The sequence below is a fragment of the Streptomyces pseudoechinosporeus genome (assembly GCF_054783935.1).
Genome location: NZ_BAAGPS010000032.1, coordinates 23,418 through 41,535, shown reverse-complemented (window position 1 = coordinate 41,535; position 18,118 = coordinate 23,418). Strand labels below are relative to the sequence as shown.

Annotated in this window: 15 protein-coding genes; 8 read left to right on the top strand and 7 right to left on the bottom strand. The window is 69.6% G+C overall.

All coding sequences use genetic code 11. The features are described 5' to 3' along the window. Both ACYVO6_RS30160 and ychF read right to left on the bottom strand, forming a co-directional pair. Window positions 1–2,037, bottom strand: a 2,037-nt coding sequence (locus ACYVO6_RS30160) for a hypothetical protein (RefSeq protein WP_461066661.1), incomplete at its 3' end; no start/stop codon positions are given. Between the two features lie 523 nt (window positions 2,038–2,560). Next, window positions 2,561–3,649, bottom strand: a complete 1,089-nt coding sequence (ychF, locus tag ACYVO6_RS30155) for a redox-regulated ATPase YchF (protein WP_461066659.1) — start codon at window positions 3,647–3,649, stop codon at window positions 2,561–2,563. A 322-nt stretch (window positions 3,650–3,971) separates the two neighbouring features. Here ychF and ACYVO6_RS30150 point away from each other — a divergent pair, with 322 nt between their 5' ends. Next, window positions 3,972–4,472 carry a DUF6542 domain-containing protein gene (locus ACYVO6_RS30150; RefSeq protein WP_461066657.1) on the top strand — a complete coding sequence of 167 codons (501 nt, stop codon included), beginning with the start codon at window positions 3,972–3,974 and terminating at the stop codon, window positions 4,470–4,472. Between the two features lie 107 nt (window positions 4,473–4,579). Here ACYVO6_RS30150 and ppgK read toward each other — a convergent pair whose 3' ends face one another. Together ppgK and ACYVO6_RS30140 are read right to left on the bottom strand one after the other, a co-directional pair. Continuing rightward, on the bottom strand, window positions 4,580–5,326 hold the full coding sequence (gene ppgK / locus ACYVO6_RS30145; protein ID WP_461066655.1) for a polyphosphate--glucose phosphotransferase: 747 nt from the start codon (window positions 5,324–5,326) through the stop codon (window positions 4,580–4,582). A 54-nt stretch (window positions 5,327–5,380) separates the two neighbouring features. After that, the gene (locus ACYVO6_RS30140) at window positions 5,381–6,385 is read right to left on the bottom strand and encodes a 4-hydroxy-3-methylbut-2-enyl diphosphate reductase (RefSeq protein ID WP_461066653.1); all 1,005 of its coding nucleotides are present in this window, start codon (window positions 6,383–6,385) and stop codon (window positions 5,381–5,383) included. A gap of 312 nt (window positions 6,386–6,697) precedes the next feature. Between ACYVO6_RS30140 and xseA the strand changes: the two genes are divergently transcribed. Both xseA and ACYVO6_RS30130 read left to right on the top strand, forming a co-directional pair. Then, the gene (xseA, locus tag ACYVO6_RS30135; RefSeq protein ID WP_461066651.1) at window positions 6,698–7,906 is read left to right on the top strand and encodes an exodeoxyribonuclease VII large subunit; all 1,209 of its coding nucleotides are present in this window, start codon (window positions 6,698–6,700) and stop codon (window positions 7,904–7,906) included. Between the two features lie 83 nt (window positions 7,907–7,989). After that, window positions 7,990–8,235, top strand: a complete 246-nt coding sequence (locus ACYVO6_RS30130) for an exodeoxyribonuclease VII small subunit (RefSeq protein WP_461066649.1) — start codon at window positions 7,990–7,992, stop codon at window positions 8,233–8,235. A 42-nt stretch (window positions 8,236–8,277) separates the two neighbouring features. On the opposite strand, the gene ACYVO6_RS30125 is transcribed toward ACYVO6_RS30130, so the two are convergent. Further along, the gene (locus ACYVO6_RS30125; protein WP_461066647.1) at window positions 8,278–8,796 is read right to left on the bottom strand and encodes a DUF4245 domain-containing protein; all 519 of its coding nucleotides are present in this window, start codon (window positions 8,794–8,796) and stop codon (window positions 8,278–8,280) included. Window positions 8,797–8,973: 177 nt separating this feature from the next. On the opposite strand from ACYVO6_RS30125, the gene glpX reads away from it, so the two are divergent. Continuing rightward, window positions 8,974–10,011, top strand: coding sequence for a class II fructose-bisphosphatase (gene glpX, locus ACYVO6_RS30120; protein WP_461066645.1), 1,038 nt, complete (start codon window positions 8,974–8,976; stop codon window positions 10,009–10,011). A 91-nt stretch (window positions 10,012–10,102) separates the two neighbouring features. Here glpX and ACYVO6_RS30115 read toward each other — a convergent pair whose 3' ends face one another. Together ACYVO6_RS30115 and ACYVO6_RS30110 are read right to left on the bottom strand one after the other, a co-directional pair. Further along, on the bottom strand, window positions 10,103–10,483 hold the full coding sequence (locus ACYVO6_RS30115; protein WP_033323564.1) for a WhiB family transcriptional regulator: 381 nt from the start codon (window positions 10,481–10,483) through the stop codon (window positions 10,103–10,105). 195 nt (window positions 10,484–10,678) lie between these two features. Continuing rightward, entirely contained in the window at window positions 10,679–11,383 is a 705-nt protein-coding gene (locus tag ACYVO6_RS30110; RefSeq protein ID WP_461066643.1) for a DUF1707 SHOCT-like domain-containing protein, read from the bottom strand. Window positions 11,384–11,576: 193 nt separating this feature from the next. Here ACYVO6_RS30110 and ACYVO6_RS30105 point away from each other — a divergent pair, with 193 nt between their 5' ends. The 4 genes from ACYVO6_RS30105 (at window position 11,577) to ACYVO6_RS30090 (ending at window position 18,116) form a co-directional block, all read left to right on the top strand. Further along, window positions 11,577–13,253 carry a fumarate hydratase gene (locus ACYVO6_RS30105; RefSeq protein WP_461066641.1) on the top strand — a complete coding sequence of 559 codons (1,677 nt, stop codon included), beginning with the start codon at window positions 11,577–11,579 and terminating at the stop codon, window positions 13,251–13,253. A gap of 276 nt (window positions 13,254–13,529) precedes the next feature. After that, the gene (locus ACYVO6_RS30100; protein WP_461066639.1) at window positions 13,530–14,915 is read left to right on the top strand and encodes a class II fumarate hydratase; all 1,386 of its coding nucleotides are present in this window, start codon (window positions 13,530–13,532) and stop codon (window positions 14,913–14,915) included. 73 nt (window positions 14,916–14,988) lie between these two features. Continuing rightward, on the top strand, window positions 14,989–15,681 hold the full coding sequence (fomD, locus tag ACYVO6_RS30095; RefSeq protein WP_461066637.1) for a cytidylyl-2-hydroxypropylphosphonate hydrolase: 693 nt from the start codon (window positions 14,989–14,991) through the stop codon (window positions 15,679–15,681). A gap of 314 nt (window positions 15,682–15,995) precedes the next feature. Continuing rightward, the gene (locus ACYVO6_RS30090) at window positions 15,996–18,116 is read left to right on the top strand and encodes a SpoIIE family protein phosphatase (RefSeq protein WP_461066635.1); all 2,121 of its coding nucleotides are present in this window, start codon (window positions 15,996–15,998) and stop codon (window positions 18,114–18,116) included. The last annotated feature ends 2 nt before the right edge of the window (window positions 18,117–18,118 follow it).

The window sequence follows — 18,118 nt, the reverse complement described above, 5'->3', positions numbered from 1 at the left end:
ACGGGCTCCGGACTCCCGGGCCACCAGCTCATCCAGGAGGGCATCGGGGCCGGCGAGCCGAGTGAGCAGATCCGCGATCTCCTGCCGCTCTGCGGCCAGCGCGCGCACGCGGCTGCGGGCCTGGGTGAAGCGCTGGACCGCCTGCGCCCAGCTCTCTTGCCCCAACGGCGGCGCCGCGTCGGCATCAGGGCTCGTGCTCTGGGCGTTCTGTGAGGAGGCAGAAGGGTGATTGCCCTGCATCTGCAGAATCTTGTGGAGGCCCAGGAGCGGGCGGTCCTCGCTCGCTTCCGGCCTTGGCCGGCTGTCGCCCTTGGGCTGCTCGCCCCACCAGAAGCGCTGGACGAAGTCTGAGCGATTGCTGCGCCGTCCCAGGCGCGCGGCGATCGCACCCCAGGCATCTTCCTCCAGTGCCAGGCTGGCTGGGCCAGCAAGGTAGTCGGCGCGTCCTTGCCATGCGCCGCCGATTGCGCGTGCTCCGGGAACTTCCAGGGTGACGTTCTCCACCGCTCCGTTGTTGGACGAAGCGATCACGATCTCGAAGCCGGTGAGTTCGGGGATCAAGGGATGGATGGTGCGCGGGTAGGTCTTGCCGGCGGTCTCCTCCGTGCGCCAGGTGCGCGGCTTTCGGGCGAAGGCGTCCTCCGGCCGCTCCAGGGCCGCCAACCGTTCGGCCCGCTGGACCACCAGGGCCGCGATCAGGTCGCGCAGCATGGTCGTCTTGCCGGTTCCGGGTGGTCCGTTGACCGCGTAAAGGCCGCGGCCATCATCCTGCCCGAGACTCGCCAGGATGCGGTTGACCGCAAACTGCTGGCTGAGCACCAGCGGTTTGTCGGCATCCGCCAGCCATCGGCCCAAGGGCATGCTCGACGGCTGCACGCTCTCCAGCACGATCTCGGGCAGGCGTCGCACGTCAAAGCGGTTCATCGCATCCAGATCCGCCTCAGCCCGCAGGTAATCCAGCAGGGCGGTGCCGGCCTGGCCGGCCTCAAGGACACCGGCGACCCGTTCCAGATCGTCGGCGTAGAAGCTGTTGAGGAAGACATCACCGCCCGCCTCATCCGCATGCCGGGCCGCAACCTGATAGCTCTTGATACGGATCGCGTTGGGTGTGAGGGCCTCGGCGACGCCGAGCTGCTCGGCCACCCACCGGGTGATGGCCGCCAGGTCAAACACATCCAGGACCTTTGTGCCCACCTCGGGCGGAGGTCCCTCCGGCTCCGCCTCGTGCTGCTCCGCTTCCTCCACTTCACCGCTGCCCAGACCTTGGCCGGATACTGCGCTGTCGCCCGGGGTGTGGTCGGTGCGCCGGGCAGCAGCGGAATCGATCAAGTCACCGCCGACCTGCTCGATCACCTTCGCGGCCACCGCCCCCGCCACGGGACCCAGCCCGGCACCCACCGCACCGGCCGCCGCTCCCAGCCCGCCCTTCGCCGCGCTGACGACGAGGCGGGACATCAGCCCCGCGACCGGGCCAAGCCCCAGCTGCGGCGACGCAGGGCCGACCACGGGCTGGCGATCGACTTCGATCCTCCCATCGCCAAGGTCCAGCAGCCGCTGCAGCAGAAACGTGCTGTGCTCGTCGAAGCCGGTCAGCCACTGGCCGCTGTGCGGCCCGGGTTCCAGGGTCTGCCCGACTGCCCAGGCGCACGAAGACAAGGTGACACTGTCCTTGATCAGCAGCCCGTCTTGGTTCACGGTGAAGCACAGCACGGCGCTGTCCCCGCCGATCCGGCCATCGAAGTCCCGTTCCAACTCCGAAGCACGGAACGCCTGTAGCAAGACGTCACGCACCTTGTCGACCGCGAAGATCCCGGCGTAAACCGTGTGCTGCCACGCGAGGCTCGGCCGGGACTGAGTCCGGCTGATCACGGAGTCGGGTTCCCAGGGCAGTGGGCGATTCGGCCCCACAGCGAAGAGGTTCTTACGCGGATTTACCGGATCGACCTTCGGCGGGCTGAAGTACTCCACGGCGCGCCAAAAGCGCAGGATCTGCGCTTGACGCTGCCGCTCAGCCTTCGACCGATTGACCGCCCCCATCCGCCCCCCTGTGATCGTCGATCACAGGGCACCGTAACAGAGGCCAGGGAAGGCAATCGCGGTTGCCCACATGCCCGTTGCGATACGTCCACCGGGGCACCGGTCGAGGCGCGCCGCCGCTGCGAAAGCCATGGCGCGCAAACTCCGACGCCTGCGGCAGGGTCAGAGACCGGACCGGGCGGCTTGGACGCTCTCGCCGAGTGCGTCCTGTAGTTGAACTACAACCTGTTCCAGCCCTCCCGGGTGACAGGCTGATCGCGTCCTCCGCCAAGCATCGCCAAGGGAAGGGTGCTGGTCCGTGCACTCCCTGCTGCCAGGCACTGGACAGTGCGCGACCCAGCACCGGCGTCCCCGTAACATCCCAGCACGGTACGGATGACCAGGGGATGATGACAGGTGACGAGGGGTCAGCTATCCCAGCACCATCCCAGCACGAGAAAAAACAAAGGGCCCGACTCCGAAGAGTCGGACCCTCTCTGACCTGCATGTTTACCATATCAGCGACATGGCGATATGGCAGCCGCTACACGTTGAAGCGGAACTCCACCACGTCGCCGTCCTGCATCACGTAGTCCTTGCCCTCCATGCGGGCCTTGCCCTTGGCGCGGGCCTCGGCGACCGAGCCGGTCTCGACGAGGTCGGCGAAGGAGATGACCTCGGCCTTGATGAAGCCCTTCTGGAAGTCGGTGTGGATGACACCGGCGGCCTCGGGGGCGGTGGCGCCCTTCTTGATGGTCCAGGCGCGGGATTCCTTGGGGCCGGCCGTCAGATACGTCTGCAGGCCGAGGGTGGTGAAGCCGACGTGGGCGAGCCTGGCGAGACCGGCCTCCTCGACGCCGACCGACTGGAGGAGCTCCAGGGCTTCCTCCTCGTCGAGTTCGGCGAGGTCCGCCTCCAGCTTGGCGTTCAGGAAGATCGCCTCGCCGGGGGCGACCAGGGCGCGCTGCTCGGCCTTGAAGGCCTCGTCGGTCAGTTCGTCCTCGTCGACATTGAAGACGTACAGGAACGGCTTGACGGTGAGCAGGTGCAGGTCGTGGAGGAGTGCCTCCTGGTCCGAGTCCTGCCTGATGCCCGCGGCGAACAGGGTCTGTCCGGCGTCCAGGATCTCCTTGGCCGCCTCGACCGCGGCCACCTTCGGCCCGACGTCCTTCTTGATCCGCGACTCCTTCTGGAGGCGCGGCAGGACCTTCTCGATGGTCTGCAGGTCCGCGAGGATCAGCTCGGTGTTGATCGTCTCGATGTCGTCCTTCGGCGAGATCCTGCCGTCGACGTGTACGACGTCCTCGTCCTTGAAGGCGCGGATGACCTGGCAGATCGCGTCGGACTCACGGATGTTGGCCAGGAACTTGTTGCCCAGCCCCTCGCCCTCGCTCGCGCCGCGCACGATGCCCGCGATGTCGACGAAGTCGACGGTGGCGGGGAGGATCTTCTGCGAACCGAAGATCTCGGCCAGCCTGGCCAGCCGGGCGTCGGGGACGCCGACCACGCCGACGTTCGGCTCGATCGTGGCGAACGGGTAGTTGGCCGCCAGCACGTCGTTCTTGGTCAGGGCGTTGAACAGGGTCGACTTGCCGACATTCGGCAGACCGACGATTCCGATCGTGAGCGACACGTTGCGACTTCCCGTACATGAGGTTGGTGGAGACCCGGGCGGACCGATCCACCAGTCTACGGCGTGCGGCGCCCCGGACCGGCGACGTATCGAACGCTTGGCCAAGGTCGATCAAAGCGCGTGTCCGGGAAGCCATTCCACACATAAACCGACCTAAGTTGGACCGGTGGAGCAACACAGGACGCGTCCCTCTCAGCCCAGGCCCCAGCCCCGGCCTCCGTCGCGACCGCGCAGCGGCGCGCCCGTTCCGCCGCAGGCGGCGCGCGGCGGAGCCTGTACGCCCCAGCAGGGCCGGCCCGGTGTTCCCCGGAGCCCGCTGCCCGTGTCCCCACTGGTGCGGGCAGCACGCAGGATGCCGAACCCGCGGCTCACCGGGCTCGGCAGCGGTCTGTTCTGCCTCGCGTCGATGTTCGCGCTCGCCTGTCTCGACCGGCTGCTGTTCGGGGCGTCCCTCGTCGTCTACGGAGTGCTGTTCCTGCCGGTCTGCGCGCTGACCGCGATCTGGGTGCGCCGGGCGGACCTCGCCACCGCGCCGATCGCCGTACCCATCGCGTTCGCCTTCGGACTGCTGCCCATCGCCGACAGCGACGGAGGGTTCTGGGACGGGCTGATGGGGCTGTTCACCGCCCTCGCGATGCATGCGGTCTGGCTGTACGGCGGCACGCTGATCGCCGGCCTCATCGTGACCGTCCGCAAGGTACGCCTCATGAACCGGCGGGCGGCACAGCGCCGGGCGACGGCCCAGTTCCCGAGGCCTCCGGCGCAGCAGAGGCTCCCGGCCCGGGCCAAGACGCAGGCCCAGCCGCGACGCCGCGCGGTCTGAGACCGACCCGACGCGACCCGTCTCCTATCAGCCCGGCCGCCCCCACATTCGTACGAGACACTCCACAGTCGTACGAGCCGTCGTACGAGACGGAGGGGCCCCCGCCGCTACCCCGCCTTCGCCGCCCGCATCGCCGCCCCCACGATCCCCGCGTTGTTCTGCAGCTGCGCCGGGACGATCTCCGCCTTGATGCCCTCGATCAGCGGCAGGAACTTGTGGGACTTGCGGCTGACCCCGCCCCCGACGATGAAGAGCTCGGGCGAGAAGAGCATCTCCACATGCGCGAGATACTTCTGGACGCGCCGGGCCCAGTGCTCCCAGCTCAGCTCGTGGTCGTCCTTGACCTTGGTGGAGGCGTGCTTCTCGGCGTCGTGGCCGTGCAGTTCGAGGTGGCCCAGCTCCGTGTTCGGCACGAGGACGCCGTCGATGAAGAGCGCGCTGCCTATCCCCGTACCGAACGTGAGGACGATGACCGTGCCCTGACGGTCGCGCCCCGCGCCGAAGCGCGTCTCGGCCACGCCCGCCGCGTCCGCGTCGTTCAGGATCGTCACCGGGAGCCCGCCGAGGCGCTCGCTGAGCAGGGCGCGCGCATCGACGTCTATCCAGCTCTTGTCCACATTGGCGGCCGTACGGATGGTGGAGCCGCCGGTGACCACACCCGGGAACGTCACCCCGACCGGGCCCGTCCAGCCGAAGTGGCCGACGACCTCCTTCACGCCGTCGGCCACCGCGTCGGGGGTCGAGGGGTGCGGGGTGAGCACCTTGTGGCGCTCGTGCGCCAGGTCGCCCCGGTCCAGGTCCACGGGAGCGCCCTTGATCCCTGATCCACCGATGTCCACGCCGAAGATCTGCATGGGCCCCACGTTACGACGTACGGCTGACAGTCACTTCTCGGCCTTGCCTTCCGGCTACTTTTCGGCCGTGCGCTCCGCCACCAGTGCCGCCGCCTCCGCGCGCAGGTCGCGGCGCAGTTCCTTGGGGAGCGAGAAGGTGATGGACTCCTCGGCGGCCTTGACGATCTCGACGTCCTCGAAGCCGCGGGTGGAGAGGAACTCCAGGACCTGCTCCACCAGCACCTCCGGCACGGACGCGCCCGACGTCACACCGACCGTCGTGACACCCTCCAGCCAGGCCTCCTCGATCTCGTCCGCGAAGTCCACGAGGTACGCCTCACGCGCGCCCGCGAGCTTGGCGACCTCCACGAGCCGCTTGGAGTTCGAGGAGTTGCGCGAGCCGACCACGATGACCAGGTCGGCCTCGGCGCCCATCTGCTTCACGGCGAGCTGACGGTTCTGCGTGGCGTAGCAGATGTCGTCGCTGGGCGGGGCGATGAGCTGCGGGAACTTCTCCTTGAGGGCGTCGACCGTCTCCATGGTCTCGTCCACGGAGAGGGTGGTCTGGGAGAGCCAGACGACCTTGGAGGGGTCGCGGACCTCGACGCCCGCGACATCCTCGGGGCCGTCGACGAGCGTGATGTGGTCGGGCGCCTCACCGGACGTACCGATGACCTCCTCGTGGCCCTCGTGACCGATCAGGAGGATGTCGAAGTCGTCCTGGGCGAACCGGACGGCTTCCTTGTGGACCTTGGTGACCAGCGGGCAGGTCGCGTCGATGGTGGCGAGCTTGCCCTGGGCGGCCTCGTCGTGGACGACGGGCGCGACGCCGTGCGCCGAGAACATGACGATCGACCCCTCGGGGACCTCCGCCGTCTGCTCGACGAAAATCGCACCCTTCTTTTCCAGGGTCTGCACGACGTACTTGTTGTGGACGATCTCGTGGCGGACATAGATCGGGGCCCCGTACTGCTCCAGGGCCTTCTCGACGGCGATCACGGCGCGGTCCACACCCGCGCAGTAGCCCCGGGGGGCGGCAAGCAGGACACGGCGGCCAGTCGAAGCAGTCATGCCAACCATCGTAAGGCCGCGTCCGGCAGCCCGAAGATCGCCACTGTGGACAGCCGGGGGCGCACCGAAGGTCGTAGTCCCCACCCCCGGGGCGTGAACGCGCACCCCCATGGACCCGCGGCCGCCCACGGCGGGAAGGGGACGGGGCGGGGGTGTCCGCCCGCAGCGGCCGGCGCGCCAACACGGGCAACCTCTACCAGCCGACAGCTCGCGCGCCGGTCCGAGGACGGACACCCCCGTCGCGGCCCCGACCCCCAACGAACCACAGGCGCCCCGCCCTACCACCGGAGGCTGTCGGTCCCGGCCGTTACTCTCTGGCGCATGGCTGTGAACACGTCCGCGGACGCCCCGCTGCCCGTCGGTGAGGTGTCGCGGCTCATCGGGGGGTGGATCGACCGGCTCGGTGCCGTGTGGGTCGAGGGGCAGATCACCCAGCTGTCGCGGCGGCCGGGCGCGGGCGTCGTCTTCATGACGCTGCGCGATCCGTCGTACGACATCTCCGTGAGCGTCACCTGCTACCGGCAGGTGTTCGACGCGGTGGCCGACGTGGTGAGCGAGGGCGCGCGCGTGGTGATCCACGCGAAGCCGGAGTGGTACGCGCCGAGAGGCCAGCTCTCCCTCCGGGCCGCCGAGATAAAGCCGGTGGGCGTGGGTGAACTGCTCGCTCGCCTGGAGCAGTTGAAGAAGACCCTCGCCGGCGAGGGCCTGTTCGCGCCCGAGCGCAAGAAGGCGCTGCCCTTTCTTCCCCAGCTCATCGGCCTCGTCTGTGGGCGGGCCTCCGCCGCCGAGCGGGACGTGCTCGAGAACGCCCGGCACCGCTGGCCCGCCGTCCGCTTCGAGGTGCGCAACGTCGCCGTACAGGGCGTGCACGCGGTGCCCCAGGTCATCCAGGCCGTCAAGGAGCTGGACGCGCTCGACGACGTGGACGTGATCATCGTGGCGCGCGGCGGCGGCAGTGTGGAGGACCTGCTGCCGTTCTCGGACGAGCAGCTCGTACGGGCGGTCGTGTCCTGCCGTACGCCCGTGGTCTCGGCGATCGGGCACGAGCCGGACAACCCGCTGCTCGACTACGCGGCCGACCTGCGCGCATCCACGCCCACCGACGCGGCCAAGAAGGTCGTGCCGGACGTGGGCGAGGAGTACGAGCGGGTCCAGTTCCTGCGGGACCGGGCGCGGCGCAGCGTCCTGTCCCTCATCGAGCGGGAGGAGCGCGGCCTTGCGCACGCGCTGGCCCGGCCCTCGATAGAGGATCCGCACCGCATGATCGAGGAGCGTGCGGACCACATCGACGCGCTGCTCGACCGCGCCCGGCGCTGCCTCGGGCATCTCCTCGACCGTGCCGATTCCGAGCTGTCGCACACGCACGCGCGCGTGGTGGGCCTCTCCCCCGCCGCGACCCTCCGGCGCGGCTATGCGGTCCTGCAGAAGGCCGACGGCCACGTGGTCCGCGCCCCGGACGAGGTGACGGCCGAGGAGCCGCTGCGGGCGCGGGTCGCCGAGGGTGAGTTCACGGTGATCCGGGCCGACTGAACAGCGTGGGCCCGCCCCCGGTCCGGCCGGGGTTGCCCCCGGGAGAGCACAGCACAGTTCGAGTGGATGCATAGGGTGGGCGCATGACCAGCAAAGTGGACGAGGCGCTCGGGTACGAGCAGGCGCGGGACGAGCTGATCGAGGTCGTACGCCGCCTGGAGGCGGGCGGCACGACCCTCGAGGAGTCCCTGGCCCTCTGGGAGCGCGGCGAGGAACTCGCCAAGGTGTGCCGCCGCTGGCTGGACGGGGCGCGCAAGCGGCTGGACGCGGCGCTGGCCGAGGAGGAGGCGGAGCCCTCGGCCGACGATGCGGCCGACGACTCCGAGTAAGCCTTCAGGACGTCTTCAACGCCTCAGGACACCTTCGCCCCCTCAGGACATCTTCAGGGCCTCGGCCATCTTCGTCAGCTGCCCGAACGACGCCGTGCCCGTCACCACCGTTGTGGAGCCCTCCTCCCGCAGGACGAGGGCGTCGTACTTCGGGCCCTCGTACCGCGTCCAGGTCCGCTCGCCGATGCGCTCGGTGACGTCCGTCTCCTCGGCGCCCTGGCCGGCCTCGTCGATGAACGTCGAGGACTTCTGAGTGGACTGCTCGACCGCCACGTACGCACCGTCGGGATCGTGGAAGCCGAGGTGCCAGGCGTCGAAGTTGTCGCCCTCGAACCGCACCGACGTCGCCTTCCACTCCTTGGACAGGCCCTCGGGGGCCGCCACCGGATAGGTGGCCGCGCGGCGTGCCGTGAGGAGCTCCACGCGGTAATCCACCTGCTTGAGAGGGGGCTCGGAGTCGTCATGGGGAATGAAGACGTAGATGACTCCCGCGACGATTCCGATCAGGCCCAGGGAGAGCACCATGTCCCGGACCGTCTGCTTGCCTTTCATACCTGCCACACCCTCATCGTCGCAGGTGTACCGGCCCGCTCATCCGTGGGGTTCCCTGCTCATTTTGTCGAACTGACGATAGAGTCGGGCCGAACCCTCACGGCCGCCCACCCGTCTCCCGCCACCGCCCTTCCAGGGTCGCCCTACGGGCGCAGTCTTTGTCTCGTACCAGAAAGGTGCGCTCCGATGACCGAGAACCATCACCACCTGCCGTCCGAGCTCGAGGTCCCGTCCGAGGCCCCCGACCGCAACCTCGCCCTGGAACTCGTCCGGGTCACCGAAGCCGCCGCGATGGCCGCGGGCCGTTGGGTCGGCCGCGGTGACAAGAACGGCGCCGACGGAGCCGCCGTACGCGCCATGCGCACCCTCGTCTCCACCGTCTCGATGAACGGCGTCGTCGTCATCGGGGAGGGCGAGAAGGACGAGGCCCCGATGCTGTTCAACGGGGAGCGCGTCGGCGACGGGACCGGCCCCGAGTGCGACATCGCCGTCGACCCGATCGACGGCACCACGCTGACCGCGAAGGGCATGACGAACGCGATCGCCGTGCTGGCCGCCGCCGACCGCGGCACCATGTTCGACCCGTCCGCCGTCTTCTACATGGACAAGCTGGTCACCGGCCCCGAGGCCGCCGACTTCGTCGACATCAACGCCCCGGTGTCCGTGAACATCCGCCGGGTCGCCAAGGCCAAGCGGTCCACGCCCGAGGACGTCACGGTCGTCATCCTCGACCGGCCGCGGCACGAGGGCATCATCAAGGAGATCCGGGAGACCGGCGCGCGTATCAAGCTGATCTCCGACGGCGATGTCGCGGGGTCGATCCTGGCGCTGCGCGAGGGCACCGGCATCGATCTGCTGCTGGGCATCGGTGGTACGCCGGAGGGCATCATCTCGGCCTGTGCGGTCAAGTGCCTGGGTGGCACCATCCAGGGCAAGCTCTGGCCGAAGGACGACGAGGAGAGGCAGCGGGCCGTCGACGCGGGCCACGATCTCGACCGCGTCCTGTCCACCGACGACCTGGTCTCCGGGGAGAACGTCTTCTTCGTCGCGACCGGCATCACCGACGGCGAGCTGCTGCGCGGCGTGCGCTACCGCGCCGAGACCGCGACAACCGACTCGATCGTCATGCGCTCCAAGTCAGGCACGGTCCGCCAGATCACCTCCGAGCACCGGCTGAGCAAACTGCGCGCGTACAGCACCATTGACTTCGACAAGGCGAAGTAGAGGTCAGAAGCAGCAGTCGTACGTACGTGAACGGCGTACGTATGTGAACGGGGCGCCCCTTGTGCAGAGGGGCGCCCCGTTCACATGCCGGCTATCCGGCCGCCGCTATCTGTCCCGCCGTGGAGCGAGCCGCCTTCTTCAGTTCGAGGTCGCGGCGGCGGCGTCGGGCCAGGACCACGCGGCGCTCGGCGGCGGTGAGGCCGCCCCACACTCCGTACGGCTCGGGTTGCACCAGCGCGTGTTCGCGGCACTGGACCATCACCGGGCAGCGTGCGCAGACCCGCTTCGCCGCGTCCTCGCGGGACAGCCGGGCCGCTGTGGGCTCTTTTGAGGGTGCGAAGAACAGCCCGGCCTCGTCGCGGCGGCACACGGCCTCCGTATGCCACGGGGCGTCCTGGTCCCTCTCACGCACCGGAACCCCCTGGGGCGGAACGGCAGCGACCTGCAGGGACTGATGCGGCGGATGCAGCACGGTCTACTCCTGACGACGGCTTCGCGAGCGAGCGACGATGCGACAAGGCCTACCCGCTGTGCGCGCGCCTATGCACTGAGTTCCGAAGCACGGGAGTTCTTCGCAGGTCCGAGCGGGTGCGAGCGGATCAGTTCGCTCCGCTTGCCGCCGAACTGCCGTCAAAGCGCCGTTGAATCGCCGCCGGATTCGCGACCGTCAATGGCCCAGGTGTTTGCGCAACTTGTCGTTCACCCGGTCGCCGAGCCGGTCGAGAAGGTCCTCAACCACCTTGCCGCGCTTGGGTTTTGCCTCAATGCTTCCCAATAGGGCCAGTCCGTCCACATAGACCACGGGTGCGTCCTGCTCACCCGAATCCAGGGTGCGCACCTCGAAACTGCCGAGCACACCGCCGCCGTTGCCCCGCAGCGAGACGTTCTCCGGGACGCGGATCTCCACGCTGCCGAAGACCGAGACGGCCTTGATGACGACCTGCCGGTGCTCGAAGATCGCCTCGCTGAGGTCTATCTCGACGCTGCCGAAGATGGCGTACGCATGCGTGCGGCGGCCTATTCGCCAACGGCCCCTGCGGGTCGCGGAGCTCAGGACCGCCACCACGTTCTCCTCGGCGACCGGGGGTACCGCGCCCGGGGTGGGATGGTTGGGCGGCGGCTGGTACGCCCGCGTCGCGCTCCTGCGGTGCTCACCCGGGAGGTCGCGGACGAGCGGCTCGAGTTCGCCGACGGTCTTGGCGCGGAAGACCTCCTCGACCCGCTCGGCGTGCTCCTCCGCGGTGAGGCGACCCTCGGCGAGGGCCTCGCGCAGGATGTCGGCGGTGCGGTCGCGGTCGGCGTCGGAGGCGCGCAGCTCGGTCGGTGCCGGGGGCTGCCGGTCACTCGGGGCGGGGCTCTTTTGAAGGTCCACGACAGCAGCGTACCCAAACGCGATAGATCGCGACTACCCCCTGTGGCCTCCTGTGGAAAACCGTCCGGAAAACCACCGAAGGTCAGTCCGGCACTCCAACTGAGCCTTACCTCACCAGCCCCGCCCATCGACCGCGTCCTACGCTGGTGGGCGCTGCCAACGGAGGCCAGCCGCTGCCTTTGACTAGTGAGGAATGGGCGACATGCCTGAGTTCGTCTACACCGATCTGCTCCCCCAGGGAGAGGACACCACCCCGTACCGGCTGGTGACCTCGGAAGGTGTCTCCACCTTCGAGGCCGACGGGCGCACATTCCTCAAGGTCGAACCTCAGGCGCTGCGCAAGCTCGCCGAAGAGGCGATCCATGACATCCAGCACTACCTGCGTCCGGCGCACCTCGCACAGCTGCGCCGCATCATCGACGACCCGGAGGCGTCGTCGAACGACAAGTTCGTGGCGCTGGACCTCCTGAAGAACGCGAACATCGCCGCCGCGGGCGTGCTGCCCATGTGCCAGGACACCGGTACGGCGATCGTGATGGGCAAGCGCGGACAGAACGTCCTCACCGAAGGTGAGGACGAGAAGGCGCTGTCCCGTGGCATCTACGACGCGTACACCAAGCTGAACCTGCGCTACTCCCAGATGGCCCCGCTCACCATGTGGGAGGAGAAGAACACCGGCTCCAACCTCCCGGCCCAGATCGAGCTGTACGCGACGGACGGCGGCGCCTACAAGTTCCTGTTCATGGCGAAGGGCGGCGGCTCGGCCAACAAGTCGTTCCTGTACCAGGAGACGAAGGCCGTCCTGAACGAGGCCTCCATGATGAAGTTCCTGGAGGAGAAGATCCGTTCACTGGGTACGGCCGCCTGTCCGCCGTACCACCTCGCCATCGTCGTCGGCGGTACGTCCGCCGAGTACGCCCTGAAGACCGCGAAGTACGCCTCCGCGCACTACCTGGACGAGATTCCGGCGGAGGGCTCGCCGCTCGGCCATGGCTTCCGGGACAAGGAGCTGGAGCAGAAGGTCTTCGAGCTGACGCAGCGGATCGGGATCGGGGCGCAGTTCGGCGGCAAGTACTTCTGCCATGACGTACGCGTGGTCCGCCTCCCCCGGCACGGCGCGTCCTGCCCGGTGGCGATAGCCGTCTCCTGTTCGGCCGACCGTCAGGCGACTGCGAAGATCACGGCGGAGGGCGTCTTCCTTGAGCAACTGGAGACGGACCCGGCGCGGTTCCTGCCGGAGACGACGGACGAGCACCTGGAGTCTGACGGCGATGTGGTGCGCATCGACCTCAATCAGCCGATGGCCGACATCCTCACCGAACTCACCAAGTACCCGGTGAAGACCCGGCTTTCGCTCACCGGCCCGCTCGTCGTGGCCCGGGACATCGCGCACGCCAAGATCAAGGAGCGGCTGGACGCGGGCGAGGAGATGCCGCAGTACCTGAAGGACCACCCGGTGTACTACGCGGGCCCGGCGAAGACCCCCGAGGGCTACGCCTCCGGCTCCTTCGGCCCGACCACCGCCGGCCGCATGGACTCCTACGTCGAGCAGTTCCAGGCGGCGGGCGGCTCCAAGGTGATGCTGGCGAAGGGGAACCGTTCGCAGCAGGTCACCAACGCGTGTGACGCCCACGGGGGCTTCTACCTCGGCTCCATCGGCGGCCCCGCCGCCCGCCTCGCCCAGGACTGCATCAAGAAGGTCGAGGTCGTCGAGTACGAGGAGCTCGGCATGGAGGCCGTCTGGAAGATCGAGGTCGAGGACTTCCCGGCATTCATCGTGGTCGACGACAAGGGCAACGACTTCTTCCAAGACCCGGCGCCAGCTCCTACGTTCACGTCGATTCCGGTGCGGGGGCCTGGGCTGGGCTAGGTGATTTCGCCCCCGCCGCCCCTACCCGTCCCATCCCGGGGCTCTGCCCCGGACCCCGTTTCGGGGGCCAGCCCCCGGACCCCCGGGTCCTCAAGCGCCGGACGGGCTGATTTTCAGCCCGTCTGGGGGCACCTCCCAGCGGTAGCTGGGGGAGCTTGAGGACGAGGCCGCCAGGCCGATAGCGGGGGTCCAGGGGGCGCAGCCCCCCTGGCGGGGTCCGGGGCAGAGCCCCAGGAGACGGGAATGGGTAAGGGCGGCGGGGACGCTATACCCCCCATGACCGACTACCGCATCGAGCACGACTCCATGGGCGAAGTCCGCGTCCCCGCGGACGCCAAGTGGCGAGCCCAGACCCAGCGCGCCGTGGAGAACTTCCCCATCTCCGGCCAGCACATCGAGCGCGCGCACATCGAAGCCCTCGCCCGGATCAAGGCAGCCGCCGCCAAAGTGAACGCCGAGCTGGGCGTGCTCGACAAGGACGTCGCGGAAGCCATCCAGGATGCGGCCGGCGAGGTCGCGGACGGGAAGTGGGACGAGCACTTCCCTGTGGACGTGTTCCAGACCGGATCCGGCACGTCGTCCAACATGAACACCAACGAGGTAGTCGCCACCCTCGCAAGCGAACGGCTCGGCAGGGACGTACACCCCAATGACCATGTGAACGCCTCGCAGTCGTCGAACGACGTCTTCCCCTCCTCCATCCACATCGCGGCCACCGCCGCCGTCACCCGCGATCTCGTCCCCGCCCTGGAGCACCTGGCGGCGTCTCTGGAGCGGAAGGCCGAGGAGTTCGCGGACGTCGTGAAGTCGGGGCGGACCCATCTCATGGACGCCACCCCGGTCACCCTTGGCCAGGAGTTCGGCGGGTACGCGGCCCAGGTCCGGTACGGGATCGAGCGGCTCAGCGCCTCGCTGCCGCGGCTCGCCGAACTGCCCCTGGGCGGAACGGCCGTCGGCACCGGCATCAACACCCCGCCCGGGTTCTCCGCCGCCGTGATCGCCGAGGTGTCGCGGACGACGGGGCTGCCGCTCACCGAGGCGCGCAACCACTTCGAGGCGCAGGGGGCGCGGGACGGGATCGTCGAGACGAGCGGGCAGCTGCGAACGATCGCGGTCGGGCTGACCAAGATCGCGAACGATCTGCGGTGGATGGCCTCCGGGCCGCGTACCGGACTCGCCGAGATCGCTCTGCCCGACCTCCAGCCGGGCTCGTCGATCATGCCGGGCAAGGTGAATCCGGTCATTCCCGAGGCGGTGCTGATGGTCGCCGCGCAGGTGACCGGAAACGACGCCACCGTCGCCACGGCGGGCGCGGCCGGCAACTTCGAGCTCAACGTGATGCTTCCGGTCATCGCGAAGAACGTCCTGGAGTCCGTACGCCTCCTCGCGAACGTCTCCCGGCTGCTCGCCGACCGGACCGTGGACGGGATCACCGCGAACCGCGAACGGGCCCGTGAGTACGCCGAGTCGTCGCCGTCCGTGGTGACGCCGCTCAACAAGTACATCGGCTACGAGGAGGCCGCGAAGGTGGCCAAAAAGTCCCTCTCCGAGCGCAAGACGATCCGCCAGGTCGTCCTGGAGTCCGGGTACGTCGACCGCGGCGATCTCACCCTCGAACAGCTGGACGAGGCGCTGGATGTCCTGGGGATGACGCGCCCGTAACGTCCTGACGCGCGGCGCGCGAACCGTGACGCGCGCCGCAGCGTCGTATGTCCTGGGCACCTAATATCTGGCCATGACAGAGGGCGGAGCGGTGGCAGACGTGCAGACGGGCGGAACGGCGGCGTTCTGGACCCCCGGGAGTCAGATCCTGTGGCGGTACCGGGAGAACGGCGGCGCGCGCGTCCACATCTGCCGTCCCGTGACCGTCGTACGGGACGACGCCGAGCTGCTCGCCGTATGGATGGCGCCCGGCACCCAGTGCGTGAAGCCGGTGATCGCCGACGGTACGCCCGTCCATGTGGAGCCGCTGGAGTCGCGCTACACCAGGCCGCGGACCGTACAGCGCGACCGCTGGTTCGGCACGGGTGTGCTGAAGCTGGCGCGGCCCGGTGAGCCGTGGTCGGTGTGGCTGTTCTGGGAGCCGGGCTGGCGGTTCAAGAACTGGTACGTCAACTTGGAGGAACCACTGGCCAGGTGGGCCGGTGGGGTCGACTCCGAGGACCACTTCCTGGACATCTGCGTGTATCCGGACCGGAGTTGGGGCTGGCGCGACGAGGACGAGTTCGCGCAGGCGCAGCGGGACGGTCTGATGGGTGCTCAACTGGCCGAAGATGTACGGGAGGCGGGGCGGTCCGCGGTGGAGGTGATCCGCGCCTGGGGCCCGCCGTTCTCGGACGGCTGGCAGCACTGGCGCCCGGATCCGGCCTGGTCTGTGCCGTCATTGCCCGATGACTGGGACCGTACGCCCACCCACGTGTCCACATGAGACCCTTGTTGCGCCCCCGTGGTACAACCGTAGGATCGTCCTCCGCAACAGCTGCACAGCAGCGACAACTCCTGCGGCATGCGCTGGGCTTGACCAAACGGCACCGAGGGGCGGCAGGACGTGAGCGAGGGGTACGAGAGGTACGGTCGTACGGCTGGGAAACGGCCGGACGGGCTGTCCCTGTCGGCGTCGCCGGCCGGGCCCGGCCCTGAGAGGCTGTCTGAGCACGCGGGAATTCCGTTCCTGGGACACGTAATCCGGGTATCGGCATTCCTGCGGGACGAACCGCACGCATGGCACGCAGCCCCGGACGGATGGATTCGACACGCGTGACGGAGCACCCCAACTCCCACGAGGGCCACCAGCCAGGAGCTGCCGGGCCCACCGCCCCCGCGGACCCCCGCGGGGCGCTGCTGCGTACCCCGGAGCTGCCGGCCCAGGGTTCCGCGGCCATACCGGCGCAGGGCCCCCTGGGCTCCCCCGCTCCCTCCGAAGCCCGCTGTGCCGCCACCGGTACGCCCGCGGGCAGTCACGGCACGCCCGCTCCCTCCGACGGTCACGGCCCGGCCGGGACGCCCGCGCCCGCGGGCCCCGAGCACTCCCAGCCGTCGGCCACCGAACCCGATCCGCACCGGCCGCGCCCGGTGCCGGAGTCCATTCCGGCGCAGCCGGGTGCGCAGGCGCCCGCCGTCCCGGACCGCCGTAAGGGGCAGGGCCCGGCGCCCGGTACGCCCATGCCCATGCGGCGTGACGGCGACCGGCTGCGTTTCGTGGGGGCCGCCACCCGGCGGATCGCCCGCGGCATAGACCTCGACGAGATCGTGATGGGCCTGTGCCGGGCCACCGTGCCGACCTACTCGGACGCGATCCTCGTCTACCTGCGCGATCCGCTGCCGGTCGGCGACGAGCGGCCCGCCGGGCCCGTCGTACTGCGGCTGCGGCGTACGGACCGGATCCCGGAGGACCGGGACACCGAGGGCTTCCTGCTGCCCGCGCTGCAGAGCGAGCCCGACCTCGGGGCGACCTCCGAGCTGTGCACGGTACGGCCCGGTGGCGCCCTCGCCGAGGTGCTGCGCGGCGTACGGCCCGTCTTCGCGGACTCGCCCGCCGCCCGCGCCGCGCTGCCCGAGCTGATCGGCGAGGAGCTGACCGTTCCGGGCGGCCAGCGCGCGATCCTCGCCCCGCTGCGCGGTCGCAGGCGCGTGATCGGCGCCGCGCTCTTCCTGCGCCGCCCGGACCGGCCGGCCTTCGAGGCCGACGATCTCCTCGTCGCGGCCCAGCTCGCCACGCACAGCGCGCTCGGCATCGACAAGGCGGTGCTGTACGGCCGCGAGGCGTACATCGCCGACGAGTTGCAGCGCACGATGCTGCCCGAGACGCTGCCGCGCCCGACGGGCGTGCGGCTCGCCTCGCGCTACCTCCCGGCGGCCGAGACCGCCCGGGTCGGCGGCGACTGGTACGACGCGATTCCGCTGCCCGGCAGCCGGGTCGCCCTGGTCGTCGGTGACGTGATGGGGCACTCCATGACGTCGGCGGCCATCATGGGCCAGCTGCGCACGACCGCGCAGACCCTCGCCGGGCTCGACCTGCCGCCGCAGGAGGTACTGCACCACCTCGACGAGCAGGCCCAGCGCCTGGGCACCGACCGCATGGCGACCTGCCTGTACGCCGTCTACGACCCGGTCGCACACCGGATCACCATCGCCAACGCCGGCCATCCCCCGCCGGTCCTGCTGCACTTGGGCGGCCGGGCCGAGGTGCTGCGGGTGCCGCCGGGCGCGCCCATCGGCGTAGGAGGTGTGGACTTCGAGGCGGTCGAGCTGGACGCACCCGCCGGGGCCACACTGCTGCTCTACACCGACGGTCTGGTCGAGTCCCGGCTGCGCGACGTGTGGACCGGAATTGAGCAGCTGCGGGAAAAGCTCGCCGCCACCGCCCAGTTGACCGGTGCGGACCATTCGCCGCCCCTTGAGGCGCTGTGCGACGAGGTGCTCGACATGCTCGGCCCGGGCGACCGGGACGACGACATCGCGCTGCTCGCCGCCCGCTTCGACGGCATCGCGCCCAGCGATGTCGCGGTCTGGCATCTGGACCCCGAGGAGACAGCGCCGGGCAAGGCCAGGCGCCTCGCCCGGCGCGCGCTGTCCCGCTGGGACATGGAGGACATGAGCGACTCCGTGGAACTGCTCGTCAGCGAGGTCGTCACCAACGCCGTGCGCTACGCCTCACGGCCCGTCTCGCTGCGCCTGCTGCGTACGGACGTACTGCGCTGCGAGGTCGGCGACGACGTGCCCCAGCTCCCGCGACTGCGCCAGGCGCGCGCCACGGACGAGGGCGGACGCGGGCTGTACCTGGTGAACAAGCTGGCCAGGCGGTGGGGCGCGACCCGGCTCAGTACCGGCAAGGTCGTCTGGTTCGAGCTGAACCGAGGATAAGC